Below are 20,802 nucleotides of genomic sequence, written 5' to 3'. Positions count from 1 at the left end.
GCTGTGTTAAAATTTTTAAAAGACTAACTGGTCTAAAATGTATATGGTACCTCACATTNTNAAATNATTTTATTNTTTTAAAAAATATTTTTAATAATATTAATAAAAAAATGTAAAACACATAATAGCGTTTTACAAATTAAGATCAATCAATTTCACTTGGTTTCTTTAGATGTGTATTTTTTTTAATTTTGTCAATTAATCCATTACGAACATGAATAACTGTATTAGCAATATCAGCAATATTTGGGTTATGCGTAACAATAATAACCGTTGTTTTATATTTTTTATTAACATCAACTAAAATTTCAAGTACTTTTCGACCCATTTCTTCATCTAAAGCTCCTGTTGGTTCATCGCCAAATAAAATATCTGGATTTTTTGCTAATGCTCTAGCAATTGAAACCCGTTGTTGTTGTCCCCCTGACATTTGGTGAGGATATTTGTTCATTTGTTCTTCCATTCCAATTGTCTCAAAAATATCTTTAATTGTCATATTCTTATTTTTGTTTTTACTTAAATTTTCCCCAACTTCAGCATTTTCTTTGGCAGTTAAATTAGTTAATAAATTATATTGTTGGAAAATAAAACCAACATTATCTCGTCTAAATTTTGTTAAATCAACATCTTTTAATAACGATAAGTTATAGCCAATAACAAAAACATCACCACTTGAAACTTTATCTAAACCTGAAATAATGTTTAGTAATGTTGTTTTTCCTGATCCAGAAGGACCTAGAATAACAATAAAGTCTCCTTTTTCTAATTTTAAATTAATTCCTTTTAAAACTGGTGTTTCAACTTCCCCAGTAATATATGATTTTTTCACATTAACTAGTTCAATTACATATTTATTTGTATCTGGTTTACTATTTGTTGTTGAAATAATTTCCCCTTTTAGAATTCGTTTTGAATATAACTTTGTTTGTTTCTTTTGCTCTTTTAACTTTTGTTTAAATTCTTTAACGGCAGTATAATCAACTTTTTCTTTTGGTTCCTTGTCATTTGGTTTTTTTGCTTTAGCTTCTTTTCCATGTGGTTTTGTTTGGTCTGTACTAGGTACATCTTTAATTTCAGCCATCTTGTGTTGTGCCTCCCCTTTAAATACTAAAATGCATTTTACAATTATTTTTTATCATAATAATATCATAACAAAATTATTATAATTTTATCAATTTATTTAAGATATCTTGCCCTTATTCTTTAAGTAAACTTTTTAAATCACTTACTCTAATATGATATTTTTTGCGGCAAAAATCACATGCAATTTCAATTTCACCATTATTTATTAAAATTTCATTAAGTTGCTCATCACCTAATAATTTTGCTGATTCTAAAGCTTTTTCGTATGAACAACTACATTCAAATTTAATTTCATCAACTTCTAACACTTTGGCATTTTGATCAATGAGTTTAAAAATATTAATTAAATTATCTTCAGCAATTAATTTATGACTAATGTTTTCTAAATTTTCAATTTTTTCTTCTAAATAGTCAATATCTTCTTCTTTATGTTCTGGTAACAACTGTGCGAAAAAACCAACTGCTTTTGCAATTGTATTATCTTCATTCATTTTAATTGAACATGCAATAACTGATTTAATTTGTTCACTTTGTGCTAAATAATAAGTAAAATCTAAATTAATTTCACCAGAAATTAATTGAATTTGACCTGAGAAACTTTCTTTCATTCCTAAATCTTTCATTACGCGTAAATAACCATTTGTACCAACTACTTGGGAAATAACATTATGTTCACGATCAATTTCATCAACATCAAATTGTGGATTAGCACAAAATCCTCGTACTTTATGACCAGTATATTCTGCCATAATCGTTCCAATTGGACCATTTCCATTAATAATACTTGTCATTTTATCAGTTGCATTTTTCATATCACTACCAATTAAAATAGTGGCTAGAACAACTCTTGACAACACAATTGTTGCAAGCGGATTAGTTGCATGTAATTTAATAATATCGTTTAATGATTTAATTGCATCAACAACTGTCATTTTAACATTATGAACATTACTAATTGCTTTCGTTACTTTGTCCATTCCTTTAAACTCCTTTATAAATTTCTTTCCTTTGCAATTATAGTATAATCATCGTTAAAAGTAAAACAAAAAGTAGACTTAATTAGTCTACTTCTTATTTGGATCATTATTTTTATCATCTTCTGGGTGATCTTTTTTTCGTTCTTTTGGTTTAACTTCTAAAATTTCACCTTTTGCTTTTTTTTCTTTATGCTTTGCTGCACGTTCTTTTTCATGAATTACTTCATCAGGTAATTTATGATATTTATCAATATATTCAATTTGTTCTGCCGTAATTGTTTCTAATATTTTTAAACTTTCAGCAATTAAATTTAATAAACTACGATTTTCAGAAATTAATGCTTTTGCTGTTACATAACAATCATCTAAAATTTTACGAACTTCAGTATCAATTTTAGCCGCAATATCTTCTGAATAACGTTTTCTTGTTCCAGTATATTCATCTTTTGGTGATTCAAATTGAACTAATCCTAAAGAACTCATTCCATATTCAGTAACCATATGACGTGCAATATTAGTTGCTTTTTCTAAATCATCATGTGCTCCTGTTGTTATTTTTGTTTTTCCAAAAATAATCTCTTCTGATGCACGCCCACCTAAATAACCAGTAATTGTCGCATATAAGTTCTCTTTACTATGAAACATTGTTTCTTCTTTTGGTGTCATAATTGTATAACCACCTGCTTGTCCACGTGGAATAATAGTAACTTTTTGAACTTTGCTAGCTGCTTCTAAACGTAAACCAATTAGAGCATGACCAGCTTCATGATAAGAAACAATATCTTTATCCATTACTGAATATTTACGTGATTCTTTTGCTGGTCCCCCAACAACACGATCAATCGCTTCATCAATAATATTAACAGTAATAATTTTTAAATTCTTACGAACACATAAAATTGCTGCTTCATTTAAAACATTCTCTAATTGAGCTCCAGAAAATCCTGGTGTTCTTTCCGCGATTCGTCTAAAATCAACCTCTGTTGAAACTGCTTTATTTCGAGCATGTAATTTTAAAATTGCTTCTCGTTCATTAATATCTGGTAATGAAATTTGAATCTGGCGGTCAAAACGCCCCGGTCTTAATAAGGCAGAGTCTAATACATCAACTCGGTTTGTTGCTGCCATAACAATAACTCCCGTATTAGTTCCAAAACCATCCATTTCAACTAATAATTGGTTCAATGTTTGTTCATTAGTACCACTCCCAATTGAAACAGTTCTTTTTCGACCAACAGCATCAATTTCATCAATAAAAATGATACATGGTGCAGCTTTTTTAGCTGCAATAAACATTTCACGAATTCTTGAAGCACCAACTCCAACAAACATTTCTTCAAATTCAGAACCTGAAATTGAAAAGAATGGAACACCAGCTTCTCCAGCAACAGCTTTTGCTAATAAAGTTTTTCCTGTACCTGGTGGTCCTTCCATTAGAACTCCTTTTGGAGCACGAGCACCCATACTTGAATATTTTTGTGGATTCTTTAAATAATCAACTACCTCAACTAACTCTGTTTTTTCTTCATTAATTCCTGCAACATCAGAAAATTTAACAGTGGATTGAATTTGACGTGCTTTATTTTTCCCCATTGAAAAGGGATTAGCACCTGACATCCCACCAGACATTTTTGATAAACGAGCAATCATAAAGACGGCGATTCCCATTATTAATAATCATGGTACTAATTGTATTAACATCGCTTGTCACATTGGAACAAACTCACGGTCAACTGAAACAAGACCACCTTTTAATTTATTTTTAAAATTTTCATCTCATGTATTTGTTGGTATTTTGTCCTTGTAAGTATAAGCTCTAAAACCTTCACGGTTTCATTCCGAACTATAGCGAACAGTTTTGATAACACCACCCTCAGAATATCGAATTACTCCTTCTATAACTACAGTATTTTTACCAACATTAGCCTTAATAGTAATTTCATCAATATTTTGATTGTTATAATTTTGAGTATTACCAATTTTTTGCATATCTCCTTCGCTAATTTTTGTAATATCTGATTTTATTCATAATACAATTGTTAAAATAATCAAACCAATAAAAATTAACGAACTTATAATTGCAAATCACATTCTTTTTTTATTCATAATTGTTTCCTTTCTATTAAGACTTTTAAAATTAATCTTTTTCGGTCATTTGAAACAATGAACCAATTCTAGACTATTCTATCATAAAAAAAAATAAATTGTATTTTTCCGCTAAAGTATTATTAATAAATTTATTAATTTTTAAATCAACTAAATTATTCGCATAAATAAGGTTATTATCCTTATCTAATACAAAATAACTTTTTCGTGCTAAAAGCGGTACTTTATTTTTGATAAATCAACGATTTAAACGCATCTTATTAATCATTGCATTTCTTAGCAAAGATAAATCGTTGGTAATTGTGATTGGTCATTGTGCTGCTGCTATCATAAAATCATACTTATTTTTAGTTCCCCAATTAATAATATTTTCTTTTCATTTTATTGGTAATCCAGTTGTTGATGTTATTTGAATTGTTGTTAATTCTAAAAGTTCATTATTAACAATTTCAACATTATCATATGATTTAATTAAAGAATATCTTGAATTAATTTTAAGAATAATATTTGGTTTTAAACTTTTTAATTCCTTAATTATTTCATCTAAAAACTTTCTTTTTTTATTCCTAATTAAATAAACAACCTTATTAATTTTAAAATAATTAAAAATAATAATTTTTTGCAACTGAATATTATTAAGAGCATTAAAACTAGTAACATTAATTTGCCCAAAATTTTTAATCAAATAATTTTTTGCAACTAACTTTAATTGTTCATTTTCCTTATTTTTTTCCTCAATTTCTAATAACATATCTTGTAAATTAATATCCTGAATTTCATTACGAATAATATTTCGATTATAAATCGCTAAGATATTAGTTGAATCAATTGCATAATTAATTTGCTGATGAAATAAATATTCAATAATTTCTTCTCTTGATATTTCTAACATAATCCGCAATATTTTTAGTTTTTTGTTAAACAATTGAGAATAATAATAACTAGTTTTATTTAGACCATAATATTCAACAATCCCATTTCGTTGTTTTTGCAAAATATATGTTTCAATATGATCAGTCAAATTATGGGCAATTAAAACACCCTGGCAACAATATTTTTCACTAATTTGTAAAAAAAAATCATATCGTATGCTACGAGCAACTGCTTGAAAATTATGAGAATTAGTCTGATACTGTTCATAGTCTTTCGCTGTCACTTTTTTTACATAGACCTTAATATTTCGTTTTTGGCAATATTCAACAACAATTTGTTCATCATAGTCACTATCTTTTCGCTTCTGGTAATTTACCAAACATACAATGAAATTATTAATATCTAACTCTGAATTATTATAAATATTGTCAAGTAAAAACATACTATCCGGACCACCAGACACCCCGATAACATATTTTTCATTCTGTTTTAAAAGTTTAGTTTCCATTTCTATCACCTATTTTCGAAATAATTTTAAAACTTGTTCTGTATAATGATAATTCTTATTATGAACAATGATTGGTTTTTCAACAATAAGGCCTGCCCCACTTTGAAAACGAGCTTCAATTAAAACATTATTTGCTTCACTTTCTACAAAAGGATGAATAAATTGTAGTCGCTTAATATTAAAACCATACTTAATTAATAATGCAGTAATTTCTAATAATCTTGTTGTACGATGAATAATCGTAAAATACCCTCGATTTGCAACTAATTTCTTAGCAGCAAAAATAATCTCTTCTAATATGACATCTGTTCCATGGCGTGCTGGAATTAATAATTTATTTTTTTCATTTAATTTTGCTCCATCAATTTTAAAAAACGGCGGCTTGCAGACAATTAAATCATATTTAACATTAGCATTAGTTTTAACATATTAATTAATATCATTATGAATAATTTTAATCTGTTCAATTTTATGATTTAATGCAACATTTTCTTCTGCTAATTGTACAGCTTCTTTTTGCAATTCAATGCCAGTAATTGGTGCTGAAGTTAAAGTTGATAAAATTAACGGAATTACCGCATTAGTTAGTACCAATATCTAAAATATTTTTTATTTTTGTATTTAATGTTGCAAAACGAGCCAGTAGGACTGTATCCAATGAAAAATTAAACATATCAGTTCGTTGGTTAATTTTAATTCCCTCATAATCTAATAAATCATTTAAAACTTTCACTTTACACCTCGTTATATCAATCAATCAATCCCTTTTCTAAAATTAATTCTTTATTTAAATTTTCCAATAATAAATTGGCAATAGTATAACAAATTTCAATTAACTTGCTATTTTTATGATTTAGTTTTTGAATTAAATCTTGATTTGTAATTTGATATTTTTCTCATTCTTTCTTTTTTAAAACATTAGCAATTGCTAAAAAAAATTGGCGGCATTCAACACTATCATAATTATTTAACTGACGAATAGGAATAAAGTTATTTATCGAGTTACTTGCAAAATTGTTAAAAAAGGTAGAAATAAATTCATTTTTAAAATCATCAACTTCTAATAAATCAGTTGTATTTTCTAAAATAATATTTAAACAACGTGATTTAATAGTATCAATAACATTTGTTTTATTAGTTGTTAACAAAAAAGCGTATGTATTTTTACTAGGCTCTTCTAAAAATTTTAACAATGAATTAGCCGCTTCTAATGTTAATAAATCAATACCATTAATAATATATACTTTTATTCCTGTTTGTTCTAACGCAGAATAATTAAAGGTTTGAATAATTTCTTGAATTGCTTTTTTTTTGATTGTTGTTTTAAAATCACCTTTAATTTTTAAATCATAATAAGTTTTATTATTAATGCGGTGACAAATATCACATTCACAATCTGCTCCTTGTTTTTTTAAACACAATAAAAATCTAATAACTTCTGTTGTAAATTTTTCTAATTTAACTTTATTATTGCAAGAAATCAAAAGTTGATTTGATAAATTATTTTTTAAAATTAAATTTTTAAATAGTGTCATTTTCTCAACATCATTTTTTGTAAATAAATTATCCATTTTCTTTGTCCTTTATTTTTTGAATAATTTCATCAACATAATAATATACTTGTTCTAATACTTCATTCACTGGTTTACTAGCATCAATAACTTTAATGCGATCTGCATTTTCACTAATTAAAACTTGATACCCTTCATATACCTTCTTGTGAAACGAATTTTTTTCTAAATCAAGACGGTTCATTTCAACCTCATTTCGAACTTTCATTCTTTCACTTGCCATTGTTGGTTCAATATCAAAAAAAAGAGTTAAATCTGGCTTTGTTGTGCCCAAAACAATGGATTGTACTTCATCTAATGTTCGAATTCCTAATCCACGAGCATATCCTTGATATGCTGAAGTAGAATCCATAAAACGATCACAAATTACAATTTCTCCTCGTTTTAACGCCGGCAAAATATCTTCAACAACATGTTGCCTACGAGCAGCAATATATAATAAAACTTCTGTTCATGGGTCCATTCCTAAATTATGTTTACTTAAAATAACATTTCTAATTTGCTCAGCAATTTCATTGCCCCCTGGTTCTCGTGTTAAAACAACTTGATATCCTTCTGACCGTAATTTTTCTTTTAATAATTTTGAAATCGTTGTTTTCCCAGAACCATCAATTCCTTCTAATGTTATAAATAGCATCATTACACTCCCTGTTCTTAAACATCTTTACGTCCTTCTAAAGCTTGTCTTAATGTTACCTCATCAATATAATCTAAGGAACCACCAATTGGTATCCCTTGGGCTAAACGTGATATTTTTATATTAAAAGGTTGCAAAAATGTTTTTAAGTATTGAGCTGTTACTTCTCCTTCAAAAGTAGCACCAACAGCAATAATCACTTCTTTTATAATTTTATCATTCATTCGGGATTCTAACGCAGAAAAAGTTAATTTATCTGGTGTAATGCCATTTTTTACATTAATTTCACCATTTAAAACATGATAAACTCCATTAAAAACTTTTGTTGCTTCAATTTTTATAATATCAAAAAAATTGCTAACAACACAAAGCTTTGTTTGTTCACGTAAATTATTATGGCAAAAGAAACAAACATTATTTTGCATTAATGTTGAACAAATTGAGCATTGATGATAATTATTTTTGATTTCATTAAAAACATGCTCTAATGATTCCAATAATGATGGTTTAATAATTAATTTATTAAAAATCCTTTCTGCAGTCTTTTTACCAACACCTAAAATAGTTTTTAATTCCATAATTAATTCTTCATAGTTCATTTCAAATCTCCAATCAATTATTCTACTATCTTAATGTTATCAAAAATTTGTTTACCAGTTTCAAGAACATCTTTATGTTCTTCATAGTTATCAATTTGTTTAACTAATAAATTTTGGTAAAACTCTTCAACATCAATTAATGTTGGTTTTGGTAATTTATTTGCTTGTCTAATTTTAACATAATCATTGCGAACACTAGTTCACTCAGTTTCACTTAAGGCAATAATAATAAAATCAAAATCAAATGCTTGGAAAATCTTATTGCGAAATTCTCAATTACACATTTCAAAACTAATTCAATTTGCTTCTGGTTTTGTATTAGTTACAATAATCAGTCCTTGTTCTGATGCAGCCGCATATTTAACATCATAGAAACTAATTAATTTATCTAATTGAACTACTTTACCTTTTTCGTTAATTAATTCCATAAATTTATTTTTAAATTTTTCTCGCTTTTCTTTACTAGCTTTAATTAAAATATTAAAAATTTGATTATTAGAATAATTAATATTAGAAAATTCATAGATATTAACTTTATTTTTCATATCGTCATGATATTTTTGTAAGTCAGTTATGCCTTCTAATTCTTTTCCATAAAAAATTTGCTCTGATCCAACTGACTGAAAACTTTCTTTTTCCTTTGTTTGTTCAAAATTAGTTTGAAGATCATTTTTATCTAATATTATTTTATCTTGTTGTGGTTCTATGTTACTAAAAGAACTATCATTATGTTCTTCATCATTAAATAATGAAAAATTATGAAATAATGGTTGGTTATTAGGTAATTTCGGTTCTTTTAAATGAATTATTTCATCATTGTTTTTTAATGGTATCACTTGATCTTTTTCATAATTATTTTCTATTATTTCTATATTTTTAGAAATTTGTTCTATTTTATCATGATTAATTTCTCTTTCCTCTGTATGCTCTAAAATCACTAAATCACTTAATTTTAAATTCTGTAAATTCTTAGTATTATTTTCAAAAATTGCTAAAGATTTTAATAAAATTAATTCAAAATACATTTCTTGTGTTTTACTATTTCGCATTTTGCTTGCTGCTTCAGTAAACAAATCAAGTAACATAATTAATTCTTTTGAACTTAATTGTTCAGCAAATTCTTTTGCTTGTTTTTCTGATAATAAATTTAAAAAAATTGAATTATTCGTTTGTTTAAACTCAAAAATTTCTTTTAAAATATTTAATAAATTTAATGTTAAAATTTCAAAATCAGAACCTGCTTGATAAATTTTTTTACTAGCCATTAAAACTTCTGTTGTTTTATATTCTAAAATATCTTTTAATAATTTTAATTTAATGGTTTTTGAAACTGTTGCAAAAATAATATTTACATTTTCTAAGGTAACATTTCGATCAGAAAACATAATTACTTGTTCTAAAATACTTAATGAATCGCGAGCACTACCATCAGCCAAAAGAGCAATTTCTTTAATCGCAGCCAAATCATATTTAATTTCCTCTTTTTGTAAAATATTAATAATATTATTTTCTAATTCAACTTTTGAGATCTTACGAAAATTATATTGTTGACAACGTGAAATAATTGTTGCAGGAATCTTATGACTTTCAGTTGTTGCTAAAATAAAAACAACATGTTGTGGTGGCTCTTCTAATGTTTTTAATAATGCATTAAAAGCTGAATTAGTTAACATATGAATTTCATCAATAATATAAACTTTATATTTTGTCATCGTAGGAAGTAACTGAACGTTATTTCTAATTTCTCGAATTTCATCAACACCATTATTTGAAGCAGCATCAATTTCAAATACATCAACTGCTCCGGCGCGGTTTATTTCCTGACAACTAGCACATTCATTACACGGATTTCCTTTATCTAAATTAATACAATTAATTGCTTTTGCAAATATTTTTGCAATCGAAGTTTTCCCTGTCCCAGGTGGTCCTGAAAATAAATATGCATGCGAAAATGTATTATTTATAATTGCATTTTTTAAAGCTTTTCTAATTTCAATTTGTCCAACAATTTTATCAAAATTATTTGGTCGATATTTACGATATAAAGAAATATAATCCATTTTTTATACTCCCGTCCAATATTATTGTTATAATAACTTTATTTTACTCCTTTAATTACAAATATTCTATCTTAATTGTTCAAAAAATTTCTTCATTAAATCTTTTAAAATCATATTTTCCTCATGTTTTCTAACATGTTGAACTTTTAATTTTGAAATATCAAAAGTATGATTAGACTTTAAAAAACCATATTTTTCATTTGATAAATAATAATTAATAACTTTAATTCCTGAATTAATTATTGCTCCTAGGCACATCATACATGGTTCAACAGTAACTCATATTGAACAATCACTAATTTTATTTGTTCGTTTTTTTCGACATGCTTGATTTAAAGCATAAATCTCAGCGTGTGTTGTTACTGAATTTTTTGTTGTTTTATTATATCCAATGGCAATAATTTTACCATTTTGGTCAACAACTAATGCAGAAATTGGAACATGTTTTTTCTTATATGCTCATTGTGATAACTTATATAATTTATTGAAAATTAATGTAGTATCTGTCATAAAGTCACCCTTATCATAAAAAATGTCATTACACATAGTCCTTAGTCTTATGACTGCTACCTTCCGGTCCTGACCAATTTCAAATGTAACTATTGTAATGACATAAGTAATTATAGCATAGAATTTTATTTTGCATATCCTTTTTATTAAAAACTGCAATGTTTCACGTGAAACATTGCAGTTTTTTGGTTTTTCTTTTCCTTGCCTGTTTAAAATGTTTCACGTGAAACATTTTAAACAATAACAGTATGACCTTGAAAATAAGGCTGCAATTTTTTTGGAATTGTAACAGTTCCATCTTCATTTTGATAATTTTCTAAAATGGCAGCAATTAAACGATCAATTGCTAAACCTGATCCATTTAAAGTATGAACATATTTTATTTCATTATTATCATCACGATAACGTAATTTCATCCGACGTGCTTGAAAATCAAGACAATTTGAACAAGACGAAATTTCCCGATATTTATTCTGACCATGCATTCATACTTCTACATCATATGTTTTTGTTGAAGAAAATCCCATATCACCTGAACACAACAAGATTACACGGTATGGAATTTCTAATAATTGAAGAATATTTTCTGCATCTAATACCATTTTTTCTAATTCTTCAAATGAAGCTTCTTCGATAGTAAACTTAACCATTTCAACCTTTTTAAACTGGTGTAAACGAATAATTCCTTTTGTATCACGTCCAGCAGAACCAGCTTCCTGACGAAAACATGGTGTATAAGCAGTATGATAAATTGGTAACTGATCTTTCTCCAAAATTTCTTCACGGTATAAATTAGTTACTGGTACTTCTGCAGTTGGAATTAAATATAAATTATCTTTTTCAATATAATATAAATCCTCTTTAAATTTTGGCAGGTTTCCTGTTCCATACATAATTTGTGGTTGTACTAAAATTGGTGGTTCAATTTCAATATAATATCGTTTTGCATGTTCATCTAACATAAAGTTCATTAAAGCACGTTCTAATTTAGCTCCCATTCCTTTATATACTACAAAACGTGAACCTGATATTTTAGTTCCCCGATCAAAATCAATTAAGTCTAATGCTGTCGCTACTTCTCAATGTTCTTTTACTTTCTTATGATTTGGAATTTTACCTCATTTACGAATTTCCACATTATCGTTTTCATTTTTCCCACTAGGAACTGAATCATCTGGAACGTTAGGCGTAACTTCTAAAATTGCTTTAATTTTTTCTTCAACTTTATTTAGTTGTTCATCAATTACTTCCATTTCTTGTTTAATAGTACTAATTAATTCTTTAATTGTTTGTACTTCTTGGTCTTTTTTTTCTGCTATTAAAATTCCAACTTTTTTTGATTCAAGATTTCGTTTTTCTTTTAATTTTTCTGATTTAACAATTAATTCGCGACGTTGAACTGATAATTTTTTAATATCTTGTAAATATGAAAAATCATTATGCCGGCGGTTTAATTTCTTCATTATTTCGTTAAAATTTTCAACAATTTTTTTCTGATCTAACATTTTTATCTTTCTCCTTCAATGCTAATTTTCTTTTTTAAAATTTTAATAACTTCTAATTTATCATCTTGTTCTAATCGCATAATTTTAACACCCGATGTTGTTCGGCCAAATAATGGAATTTGTTCTAGCGAAACACGAATAATATTTCCTTTTTTTGTTCCTACTAAAATATCTTCATAACCATTTACAGCTTGAACAAATTTTAAATATCCTGTTTTATCTGTTAAGTTCATTGACTTAACACCATTAGTATTTCGCCCTGTCAAACGATAATCTTCAATTGCTGTTTTTTTCGCATAACCATTTTCAGTTACTGATAAAACATATTTCGCAGACCGTCCTGAACTCACCCCAATGGTTTCTCCAACAACATCGTTAGCAATTCCTTTAACCCCTACTGATTGTCGTGTCATTGGCCTAATTTCTTCTTCATTAAATCGAATTACTTTTCCAATATTATTTCCAATAATAACATCATCATGTCCTTTTGTAATAATCACGCTTACTAATTCATCATTATCTTTTAACTCAATTGCTACTTTTCCTGTTTGACGAATTTGATTAAATTCACTTATCTTTGTTTTTTTAATAAGACCTTTTTTTGTCACAAAAAATAAATTATCCTCTGTTGAAATTGACTCATCTATAGCAATAATTGTTTGAATGCTTTCTGTTTTATCAATTGCGATTAAATTAATAATTGGTAACCCCCGTGCATGTCGTGAATATGTTTCAATTTGATAAGCTCGTAATTTATACACTTTTCCAAAATTTGAAAAAATTAATAATGAGTCAATACTATTAGCACTAATAATTTTCTTTAAACTATCTTCAATATTTGCTAAACCAATAATCCCTTTTCCACCACGATTTTGTAATTTAAAAGTATCATCAGCTACTCGTTTAACATAACCATCTTGTGTTAACATAATTAAAATGTCTTCCCGGCGAATTAATTCTTCTGGATCAATTTCTGTTAACTCTTCCTTAATAATGTGACTACGCCGCTCATCACCATATTTTTTCTTGATTTCTGTTAATTCCGTAATCATAATGTCAATTTGTTTTTCACTATTATTAATAATCTCTTCTAATTCAGTTATTGCTACTTTAATATCTTTAATTTCATTAATAATTTTTTCAATTTCTAATCCAGTTAATCTTTGTAAGCGCATTTCTAAAATTGCTCGTGCTTGTTCAACTACCAAATTAAATTTATTAATTAAAGCATTTGATGCAATCTGTGTTGTTTGTGATTGTTTAATAATTGTAATTACTTCATCAATATTATCAAGCGCAATTTTTAATCCTTCTAAAATGATTAAACGATTACGATTTTTCTTTAATTCAAACTGACTACGTTTAATAATAATATCAATTTGATGTTCAATAAAATATTTTAAAATTTGTTTTAAACCCATTACTCTTGGTTGGTTTTTGTATAATGCTAAAATATTTAACGAAAAATTAGTTTGAAGTGGTGTTAATTTATATAACTTATTTAAAATAACATTTTCTTGAGCATCACGTTTTAATTCTAAAACAATACGAACCCCCTCCATGTTTGATTCATCACGAAGATCACTAATTCCATTAATAATTTTGTCGCGAATTAATTCTGCAATTCGTTCCAACAATTTTGCTTTATTAATTTGATATGGAATCTCTGACACAATAATTCGTCTTTTATTATTATTTTCTTCAATATCAATTTTTGAACGAATTGTAATTGCTCCATTTCCTGTTTCATAAGCTTTAATTAAGCCGTTTCCAGCCGTAATTAATGCTCCCGTTGGAAAATCAGGTCCTTTAATAATTTTCATTAATTCAACAGTTGTTATTTCAGGATTTTTTGTTACCGCAATAACACCATCAATTACTTCATTCAAATTATGAGGTGGAATATTAGTTGCCATTCCAACAGCAATTCCACTAGCACCATTAACTAATAAATTTGGAAAATATCCTGGTAAAAAAGTCGGTTCTTCTTCACTGCCATCATAATTGTCAATAAAAATTGTTGTTTCTTTTTCAATATCTTTGATTAGTTCACCAGCAATTTTACTAATTTTTGCTTCCGTATATCGCATTGCCGCTGGAGCATCACCATCCATTGAACCAAAATTTCCATGCCCATCAATTAAAGGATAACGATAAGAAAAATCTTGTGCCATCCGAACCATTGCTTCATAAACAGCAGTATCACCATGTGGATGATATTTCCCAATTACTTCACCAACAATTCGAGCTGATTTCTTATGTTGTTTATCGTAAGTCATTTTTAAATCTCACATTGCATAAATAATACGGCGATGAACTGGTTTTAATCCATCACGAACATCAGGAATTGCACGTGAAACAATAACTGACATTGCATAATCTAAAAAGCCATTTTTCATTTCATCAGCAATATCAATATCACGAATTTTACCATCATAATCATATCCATCATTTTCTGATTTCATCATTATATCTCCCTTCTAGACATCTAAATTTTTAACATATTTTGCATTTTCACGAATAAATTTTTTTCGTGGTTCAACATTTTCACCCATTAATTCATTACAAATTAAATTTGCTTCAAATGCATTATTAACAGAAACTTTCAATAATAAACGCCGTTCTGGATCCATTGTTGTTTCTCATAATTGTTCTGGATTCATTTCTCCTAATCCTTTATAACGTTGAATTGTATAATTTTTATTTTGTTTTAATAATTCTTCTTTATAAAGTTCTAATTCATTATCACTATAAGCATATTGAATCTGATTACCATTTTGAATTTTGTATAGTGGTGGTTGAGCAATATAAATATTGCCATTTTCAATCAAATCTTTCATATAACGATAAAAAAATGTCAATAATAAAATTCGAATATGTGCACCATCAACATCAGCATCAGTCATAATAATTACCTTTTGATAACGTAATTTTTTATCATTAAAATTATCTTTAATACCTGCTCCTAATGCGGTAATAATTGAATTAATTTCATTATTTTCAAATATTTTAATTTGTTTTGCTTTTTCAACATTTAAAATTTTTCCTCGTAATGGTAAAATTGCTTGAAATTTTCGATTTCGACCAGATTTAGCACTTCCACCAGCAGAATCCCCTTCAACAACATAAAGTTCAGCTATTTTAGCATCTTTTGTTTCACAATCTGCTAATTTACCTGGTAATGAAAAACTATCCATTACGGTCTTACGACGTGTTGTTTCTTTTGCACGTTGTGCAGCAATTCTTGCTTTTAATGATAAACTTATTTTTTCAATATTTTTTTTTGCATCTTCTGGATTTTCTAACAAATAACTACTTAATCCTTTTCCAACAATATTAGAAACAATTTTTTTAACTTCACTATTTCCTAACTTTGTTTTAGTTTGACCTTCATATTGCGGATCCGGATGACGAATAGAAATTATTGTTGTCATTCCTTCTTTAATGTCATCTCAAGTAAATTTATCTTCGTTACCTTTATTATTTTTATTAATATTTTTAAAATAATTATTTATTTCACGAACAATGGCTAATTTAATACCTTCTTCGTGGGTTCCACCCTCATGGGTATTAATGTTATTACAAAAAGAAAAAATATTTTCTGAATAATTGTCATTATATTGTAACCCAAATTCAACAACAATATTATCTTCTATTCCTTCAACATAAAAAACATCGTTTAGTGGCGTACCAATTGTTTTATTTAATTCTAAAACATAATCTTTAATTCCATTATTAAATTGATAAACAACCATTTTTTCTTCATCATCTTCTCGTAAATCAACTAATGATATTTCTAATCCTTTATTTAAAAAAGCTAATTGTTTAATTCGATTTTGAATTGTTGAAAAACTAAAAATTATTGTTTCTTTAAAAATCTTTTCATCTGGTAAAAAAGTTACTGTTGTTCCAGTTTCTGAAGTTGAACCAACTTCTTTAATTGGTGTTAAAATTTGACCACCATTATGAAACTCCATTACATATTTTTTATTATTTTTTCTAACTTCAACTTTTAAATATTTACTTAAAGCATTAACAACACTAGCTCCTACTCCATGTAAGCCACCAGAAATTTTATATGTATTTGAATCAAATTTTCCTCCTGCATGTAAAATAGTAAAAACAGTTTCTAATGTTGAAATTTTTGTTTTTGAGTGAATTTCAATTGGAATTCCACGGCCATTGTCAACAACTGTAATTGATTCATCTTTATTAATGATAATTTTAATTTTATTAGCAAAATTAGCTAAAACTTCATCAATTGAGTTATCAACAATTTCTCAAACTAAATGATGTAAGCCTCTAGCATTTGTCGCCCCAATATACATCCCTGGTCGTTTTCGAACTGCTTCTAAACCTTCTAAAATTTGAATTGATTCTGAATTATAATTATCACCCATAAATAATTCTCTCCATTTCTGCTTTCTTTTATTTTACCATTATTACCTAATTTTAGGGCTAAATTATCAAATATATTTTTAAATATTCTAAAAAATATTTTTATATTTTTAGTGTCTAATTCAACCCTATAAAAAAGTTATAAAATAAAAAAAACTCAATAATGAGTTTTTAATATGATCGAATTGGTAAAACTAATTGTTGTAATGTTGGATCATCATTAGCAGTAATAATTAATGGTTTTGTTTCATCAATCATTTTAATTGTAATTTCTTTTGTTTTAAAGGCTTTTAAAGCATCCAAAATATACTTTGAATTAAAAGCAATTGTTTGGTCTGCTCCTTCAACTTTAAAATCTTTAATTTCTTCTTCTGTGTTACCAATTTCTTGCGTAAATGAAGTAACTAAAACTTTTTGTTCTTTTATTTTTAATGTAACAATTGTTGTCATCGCCTCATTTGATAAAACACTAGCTCGCTCAATAATTTTAATTAGTTCACGATTATTGATTGTTAATGAAGTATTAAAGGAAGTTGGAATAACTTTACTTGTATCAGGATATTTTCCTTCAATAATTTTTGTTTGAACAATTGTATTATTAATAATAACACTAACTGACTTATCAGTAATTTTCATTTTAATTTCTTGGTCATTTTCTGAAATTAAACGGCCAATTTCATTAATAAATTTTCCAGGAATAATAACATCAAAATTATAATTATTACTATAAGCAATCTTTTTACATGATAATCGAAATGAATCAGTGGCAGTAATTATTAATTCTTTATTATTTTGATCTGTTTTAATATTTAAACCATTAAAAACTATTCTTTTTTCTTTTTCTCCAATTGCAAAACTTGTTTGTGAAATAATTTCTTTTAATACTATACTTGTAAAATTTATTTCTTTACCCTCTGTTTCAAATGATAAATGTGGATAATCTGCTGAGTTTAATGTATTTAAAACTGAATCAAAAGTACTTGCTTTGATTTTAATTAAATTACCCTCAACTACTTCCAAGGTAATAAATTCATCTTCAATTTTACGAATAACTTCAACAATAAATTTATTTTTAATTAAGACACTTCCAATTCGAGTAATACTTAAATCAGTGCCCATAATTTCTGATTTAATTGATGTATCACCATCAGAAGTAGTAAAAGTAATTTTGTTTTTTTTAACTTCAATTAAAATTCCTAGTAGTGAAGGAATTAAAGTCTTTTGAGAAATTATTCGACTTACTTTCAATAATTCATCTAATATTTTATCTCTTTTAATGTTTACAATCATTTTGTTACTCCTTACTTTAGTATATTATGTAATATATAAATAAGTATATACTATATACTATTGTTAAAATATTGTTTTTTATTTATTATTATTATAATGTAGAAAATGTGGAAAACTTGATAAAGTTTTAAATAATATTATTTTTTATTAAAAAACAAGCGTGGAAAAAATTGTGTTATTTTCCTTCAATTTTTCTACGAATTGCATTTACTAAATGTTTAAATTCTTTGTTTGTGCTAATATGTGCTTCAACTTTTTTAACACTATTCATAACAGTTGTGTGGTCTTTACCACCAAACTCAGTTCCAATTCTTGTAAATGGTTCATCTAATAATGTTCGACAAAAATACATTGCTAATTGTCGTGCTTGCATTACATTACTAACTCGTGATTTACTCATCATTGCTTTGATAGTAATATTATAATTATCAGCAACAATTTGTTTAATTTTTTTAGGGGTAATTTTTTCATTGTTTTGCAGAGGAGCATTTTTAAATGCTTTTTCAACATCAGCTAATGTAATAATTTCATTTGGTTTTTTGTTCATAACAGCTAAAAATAATAATCGCTTAATTGCTCCTTCTAACTTTCTAACATCACTGTTAAAATTTAAAGCAATAAATTCTAGTGATTCTTCTGAAAATAATCCTAAGTTATTTTGATGTTTTAGTTTTTGTTCTAATATTTTAAGAGCTGTTTCAAAATCTGGTGAATCTAAACCAATACTTAAACCATATGAAAAACGAGAAATAATTCTAGATTCAAAACCACCTAGATCATCAGGATATTTATCAGAAGTAATTACAATTTGTTTATTTTTTTCAATATATGAGTTAAAAATATGAAAAAATAATTCATTTGTTTTATTGCGTTTTGCTAATAATTGTATGTCATCAATTAATAAACAGTCGTAAATATCATAAGATGTTTTAAAAGCTTCAATAATTTCATGTCCTTGATTTAAAATATCCATAGCAATTTTTCCAAACTCATCAGCTTTTAAATATTTTACTCGGTTATTTGTTTTATAAATTTCATTTACCTTATTTTCAATTGCGTGTAATAAATGTGTTTTTCCTAGTCCAGAGTCTCCATATATGAATAATGGATTTCATTTTTTTCCAAGATCTAGAGCAACTGCTAAAGCTGCTTGCATTGCTTCATGATTAGAATCTCCACGAACAAAATTTTCAAAAGTATAATTTTCATAATAAGCAATGTTATTTTTTTCTGTTAATGTATCAATTTTACTAATTACAGATGCTTGTTTATTAATATTTTTTTCTAATTCAAAAGAAATATTATATTGGATTCCAGTCAGTTTTTTTAAGATATTTTTAATTTTTTCATTTAATCCTGCTTCAAAAACACCAATTGCAATTTCTGATTTTGTTGTAATTAAGCAGTTATTATCAGATACAGTATATAAGTTTGTGTCACTAATATAGTAGTTGTAAATTTCTGGGGAAACTGATTCATCACGAGATAATATTTCTTTAACTTCAATCCATAATTCTTTTGTGTTCATTAATTTCATCTCCAATAGTTTTTATCGTTATTAATTATAAATAAAAGATGTGGAAAAGTATTAAAAAATGAGCAAAATTAATAAAAATTAATAGTTTTCCACATTAAATATTTTTTATATTATCTTTAAAAGCATTGTTTTTATTGATTATTTTTATTGTTTTCCACATTATTAACATTTTATGGTGTAAATTGTTTTTTATTGTGGAAAGTGATAAAGTTTTACAATAATATTTATTAATGTAAGTATTATTGAAAAAATTGCTAATAATAAATAAAAATATGGTATAATTATTTTACTTAAAAAATATATTTACTATTAACTCTTATTATTCTAAATAAAATAAAAAAATATTTTAAAGAGAGGAGTTATTAAGTTATGAAAAAACTATTAAGTTTATTGCCTATTGTAACAATTACAGGTAGTTCTATGATAACAGTTATAGCAGTTAATAGTTTTGAACATTTAGAAATAATAGAAAAGAAAAATAATAGAGAATATAATATAAATTATGAAAACGTTAAGTAATCAACAAGTTTTGTTGAAAAAATTTATGATTATAATAGACTTCTTGCATAACCTAGTTNNTNNAANNTNCNTATAAAATATNNTNNTAATAACTCAAACACACGCTAGAACCACATACCATATATAATATGTAGTTCACTCATAAAGGTTTGTCTGGGAACCAAAATTTTCATCGCAAAAACCGTACGGATGCTTCAAGCGAAGTCGTTATAGCCGGATTCTATTGTACTTGAAATAAATTATCGTAGAAGTCTTATAAACTGATATTTTGTTGGTTTCCTTCCCCTTTTAATTACATCGCGAGTTTTATTAATTACAAATTTGTTACATACTTTGTGAATTTTTGTTTACATTGATTTTCATTCAACGAATTAAATTCAATTTATTAAAGTTTTAATATTATAAACTAAAATGTATATATAGAATGTTAAGTTATCTTAATGCGTTAAAAAAAAAATTGACTGAAAATATTGTATGATTTACACGATTTTTTAATAAACTGTTTCCAACAAAAACCAACTCGCCAATCTTCATTCAAGTTATTATCATAAGAGACGAACTCATCTATTGTGTATATCTATTGTGTGTATGTATACATCACTCTAAAACTTGTTTCTACTCCAAATCCC

At 26.4% G+C, this 20,802-nt stretch carries 18 protein-coding genes and 1 other RNA gene; 2 read left to right on the top strand and 17 right to left on the bottom strand.

Going from position 1 to position 20,802, the window contains the following annotated elements; translation table 4 throughout:
* Nucleotides 1–139: 139 nt before the first annotated feature.
* From BST80_RS00960 to tilS, 4 genes are all read right to left on the bottom strand, one after another.
* The gene (locus BST80_RS00960; protein ID WP_415745550.1) at nucleotides 140–1,081 is read right to left on the bottom strand and encodes an ABC transporter ATP-binding protein; all 942 of its coding nucleotides are present in this window, start codon (nucleotides 1,079–1,081) and stop codon (nucleotides 140–142) included.
* Between the two features lie 115 nt (nucleotides 1,082–1,196).
* Entirely contained in the window at nucleotides 1,197–2,060 is an 864-nt protein-coding gene (locus BST80_RS00955; RefSeq protein ID WP_415745549.1) for an Hsp33 family molecular chaperone HslO, read from the bottom strand.
* 87 nt (nucleotides 2,061–2,147) lie between these two features.
* A complete protein-coding gene (gene ftsH / locus BST80_RS00950) occupies nucleotides 2,148–4,166 on the bottom strand; it encodes an ATP-dependent zinc metalloprotease FtsH (protein WP_415745548.1) in 2,019 nt (672 codons plus the stop codon).
* A gap of 73 nt (nucleotides 4,167–4,239) precedes the next feature.
* Nucleotides 4,240–5,547, bottom strand: coding sequence for a tRNA lysidine(34) synthetase TilS (gene tilS, locus BST80_RS00945; protein WP_415745547.1), 1,308 nt, complete (start codon nucleotides 5,545–5,547; stop codon nucleotides 4,240–4,242).
* A gap of 67 nt (nucleotides 5,548–5,614) precedes the next feature.
* On the opposite strand from tilS, the gene BST80_RS00940 reads away from it, so the two are divergent.
* Complete coding sequence (locus tag BST80_RS00940) at nucleotides 5,615–5,980, top strand: hypothetical protein (RefSeq protein WP_415745546.1); 366 nt, start codon at nucleotides 5,615–5,617, stop codon at nucleotides 5,978–5,980.
* Here BST80_RS00940 and BST80_RS00935 read toward each other — a convergent pair.
* The 13 genes from BST80_RS00935 to dnaA form a co-directional block, all read right to left on the bottom strand.
* Nucleotides 5,977–6,141 (bottom strand): hypothetical protein, encoded by a 165-nt coding sequence (locus BST80_RS00935; RefSeq protein ID WP_415745545.1) that lies wholly within the window; start codon nucleotides 6,139–6,141, stop codon nucleotides 5,977–5,979. The two genes, BST80_RS00940 and BST80_RS00935, sit on opposite strands and share 4 nt — an antisense overlap.
* The gene (locus tag BST80_RS00930; RefSeq protein WP_415745544.1) at nucleotides 6,128–6,280 is read right to left on the bottom strand and encodes a hypothetical protein; all 153 of its coding nucleotides are present in this window, start codon (nucleotides 6,278–6,280) and stop codon (nucleotides 6,128–6,130) included. The genes BST80_RS00935 and BST80_RS00930 overlap by 14 nt, the downstream gene beginning before the upstream one ends.
* 1 nt (nucleotide 6,281) lies before the next feature.
* Nucleotides 6,282–7,118, bottom strand: coding sequence for a DNA polymerase III subunit delta' (locus tag BST80_RS00925; RefSeq protein WP_415745543.1), 837 nt, complete (start codon nucleotides 7,116–7,118; stop codon nucleotides 6,282–6,284).
* Complete coding sequence (gene tmk, locus BST80_RS00920; RefSeq protein WP_400248293.1) at nucleotides 7,111–7,755, bottom strand: dTMP kinase; 645 nt, start codon at nucleotides 7,753–7,755, stop codon at nucleotides 7,111–7,113. The genes BST80_RS00925 and tmk overlap by 8 nt, the downstream gene beginning before the upstream one ends.
* Before the next feature lie 17 nt (nucleotides 7,756–7,772).
* A complete protein-coding gene (recR, locus tag BST80_RS00915; RefSeq protein WP_415745542.1) occupies nucleotides 7,773–8,354 on the bottom strand; it encodes a recombination mediator RecR in 582 nt (193 codons plus the stop codon).
* A gap of 17 nt (nucleotides 8,355–8,371) precedes the next feature.
* Complete coding sequence (gene dnaX, locus BST80_RS00910) at nucleotides 8,372–10,414, bottom strand: DNA polymerase III subunit gamma/tau (RefSeq protein ID WP_415745541.1); 2,043 nt, start codon at nucleotides 10,412–10,414, stop codon at nucleotides 8,372–8,374.
* Nucleotides 10,415–10,480: 66 nt separating this feature from the next.
* Nucleotides 10,481–10,924 (bottom strand): deaminase, encoded by a 444-nt coding sequence (locus BST80_RS00905; RefSeq protein WP_400248252.1) that lies wholly within the window; start codon nucleotides 10,922–10,924, stop codon nucleotides 10,481–10,483.
* A 17-nt stretch (nucleotides 10,925–10,941) separates the two neighbouring features.
* An RNA gene (ffs, locus tag BST80_RS00900) (signal recognition particle sRNA small type) lies at nucleotides 10,942–11,030 on the bottom strand.
* Between the two features lie 127 nt (nucleotides 11,031–11,157).
* A complete protein-coding gene (gene serS / locus BST80_RS00895; RefSeq protein ID WP_415745540.1) occupies nucleotides 11,158–12,429 on the bottom strand; it encodes a serine--tRNA ligase in 1,272 nt (423 codons plus the stop codon).
* A gap of 2 nt (nucleotides 12,430–12,431) precedes the next feature.
* Nucleotides 12,432–14,894, bottom strand: a complete 2,463-nt coding sequence (gene gyrA, locus BST80_RS00890) for a DNA gyrase subunit A (RefSeq protein ID WP_415745551.1) — start codon at nucleotides 14,892–14,894, stop codon at nucleotides 12,432–12,434.
* Between the two features lie 15 nt (nucleotides 14,895–14,909).
* The gene (gene gyrB, locus BST80_RS00885) at nucleotides 14,910–16,829 is read right to left on the bottom strand and encodes a DNA topoisomerase (ATP-hydrolyzing) subunit B (protein WP_415745539.1); all 1,920 of its coding nucleotides are present in this window, start codon (nucleotides 16,827–16,829) and stop codon (nucleotides 14,910–14,912) included.
* Between the two features lie 169 nt (nucleotides 16,830–16,998).
* Nucleotides 16,999–18,117: a DNA polymerase III subunit beta gene (gene dnaN, locus BST80_RS00880; protein ID WP_415745538.1), complete on the bottom strand. Its 1,119-nt coding sequence runs from the start codon at nucleotides 18,115–18,117 to the stop codon at nucleotides 16,999–17,001.
* 175 nt (nucleotides 18,118–18,292) lie between these two features.
* Entirely contained in the window at nucleotides 18,293–19,645 is a 1,353-nt protein-coding gene (gene dnaA, locus BST80_RS00875; protein ID WP_415745537.1) for a chromosomal replication initiator protein DnaA, read from the bottom strand.
* 378 nt (nucleotides 19,646–20,023) lie between these two features.
* On the opposite strand from dnaA, the gene BST80_RS00870 reads away from it, so the two are divergent.
* Complete coding sequence (locus BST80_RS00870) at nucleotides 20,024–20,173, top strand: hypothetical protein (RefSeq protein WP_400248246.1); 150 nt, start codon at nucleotides 20,024–20,026, stop codon at nucleotides 20,171–20,173.
* Nucleotides 20,174–20,802: the final 629 nt, after the last annotated feature.

The organism is Spiroplasma sp. Moj, from assembly GCF_016082285.1.
GTDB classification, from domain to species: Bacteria; Bacillota_I; Bacilli_A; order Mycoplasmatales; family Mycoplasmataceae; genus Spiroplasma; species Spiroplasma phoeniceum.
The sequence above is the reverse complement of the archived record's forward strand: the minus strand, read 5'-3'. Positions and strand labels throughout refer to the sequence as shown.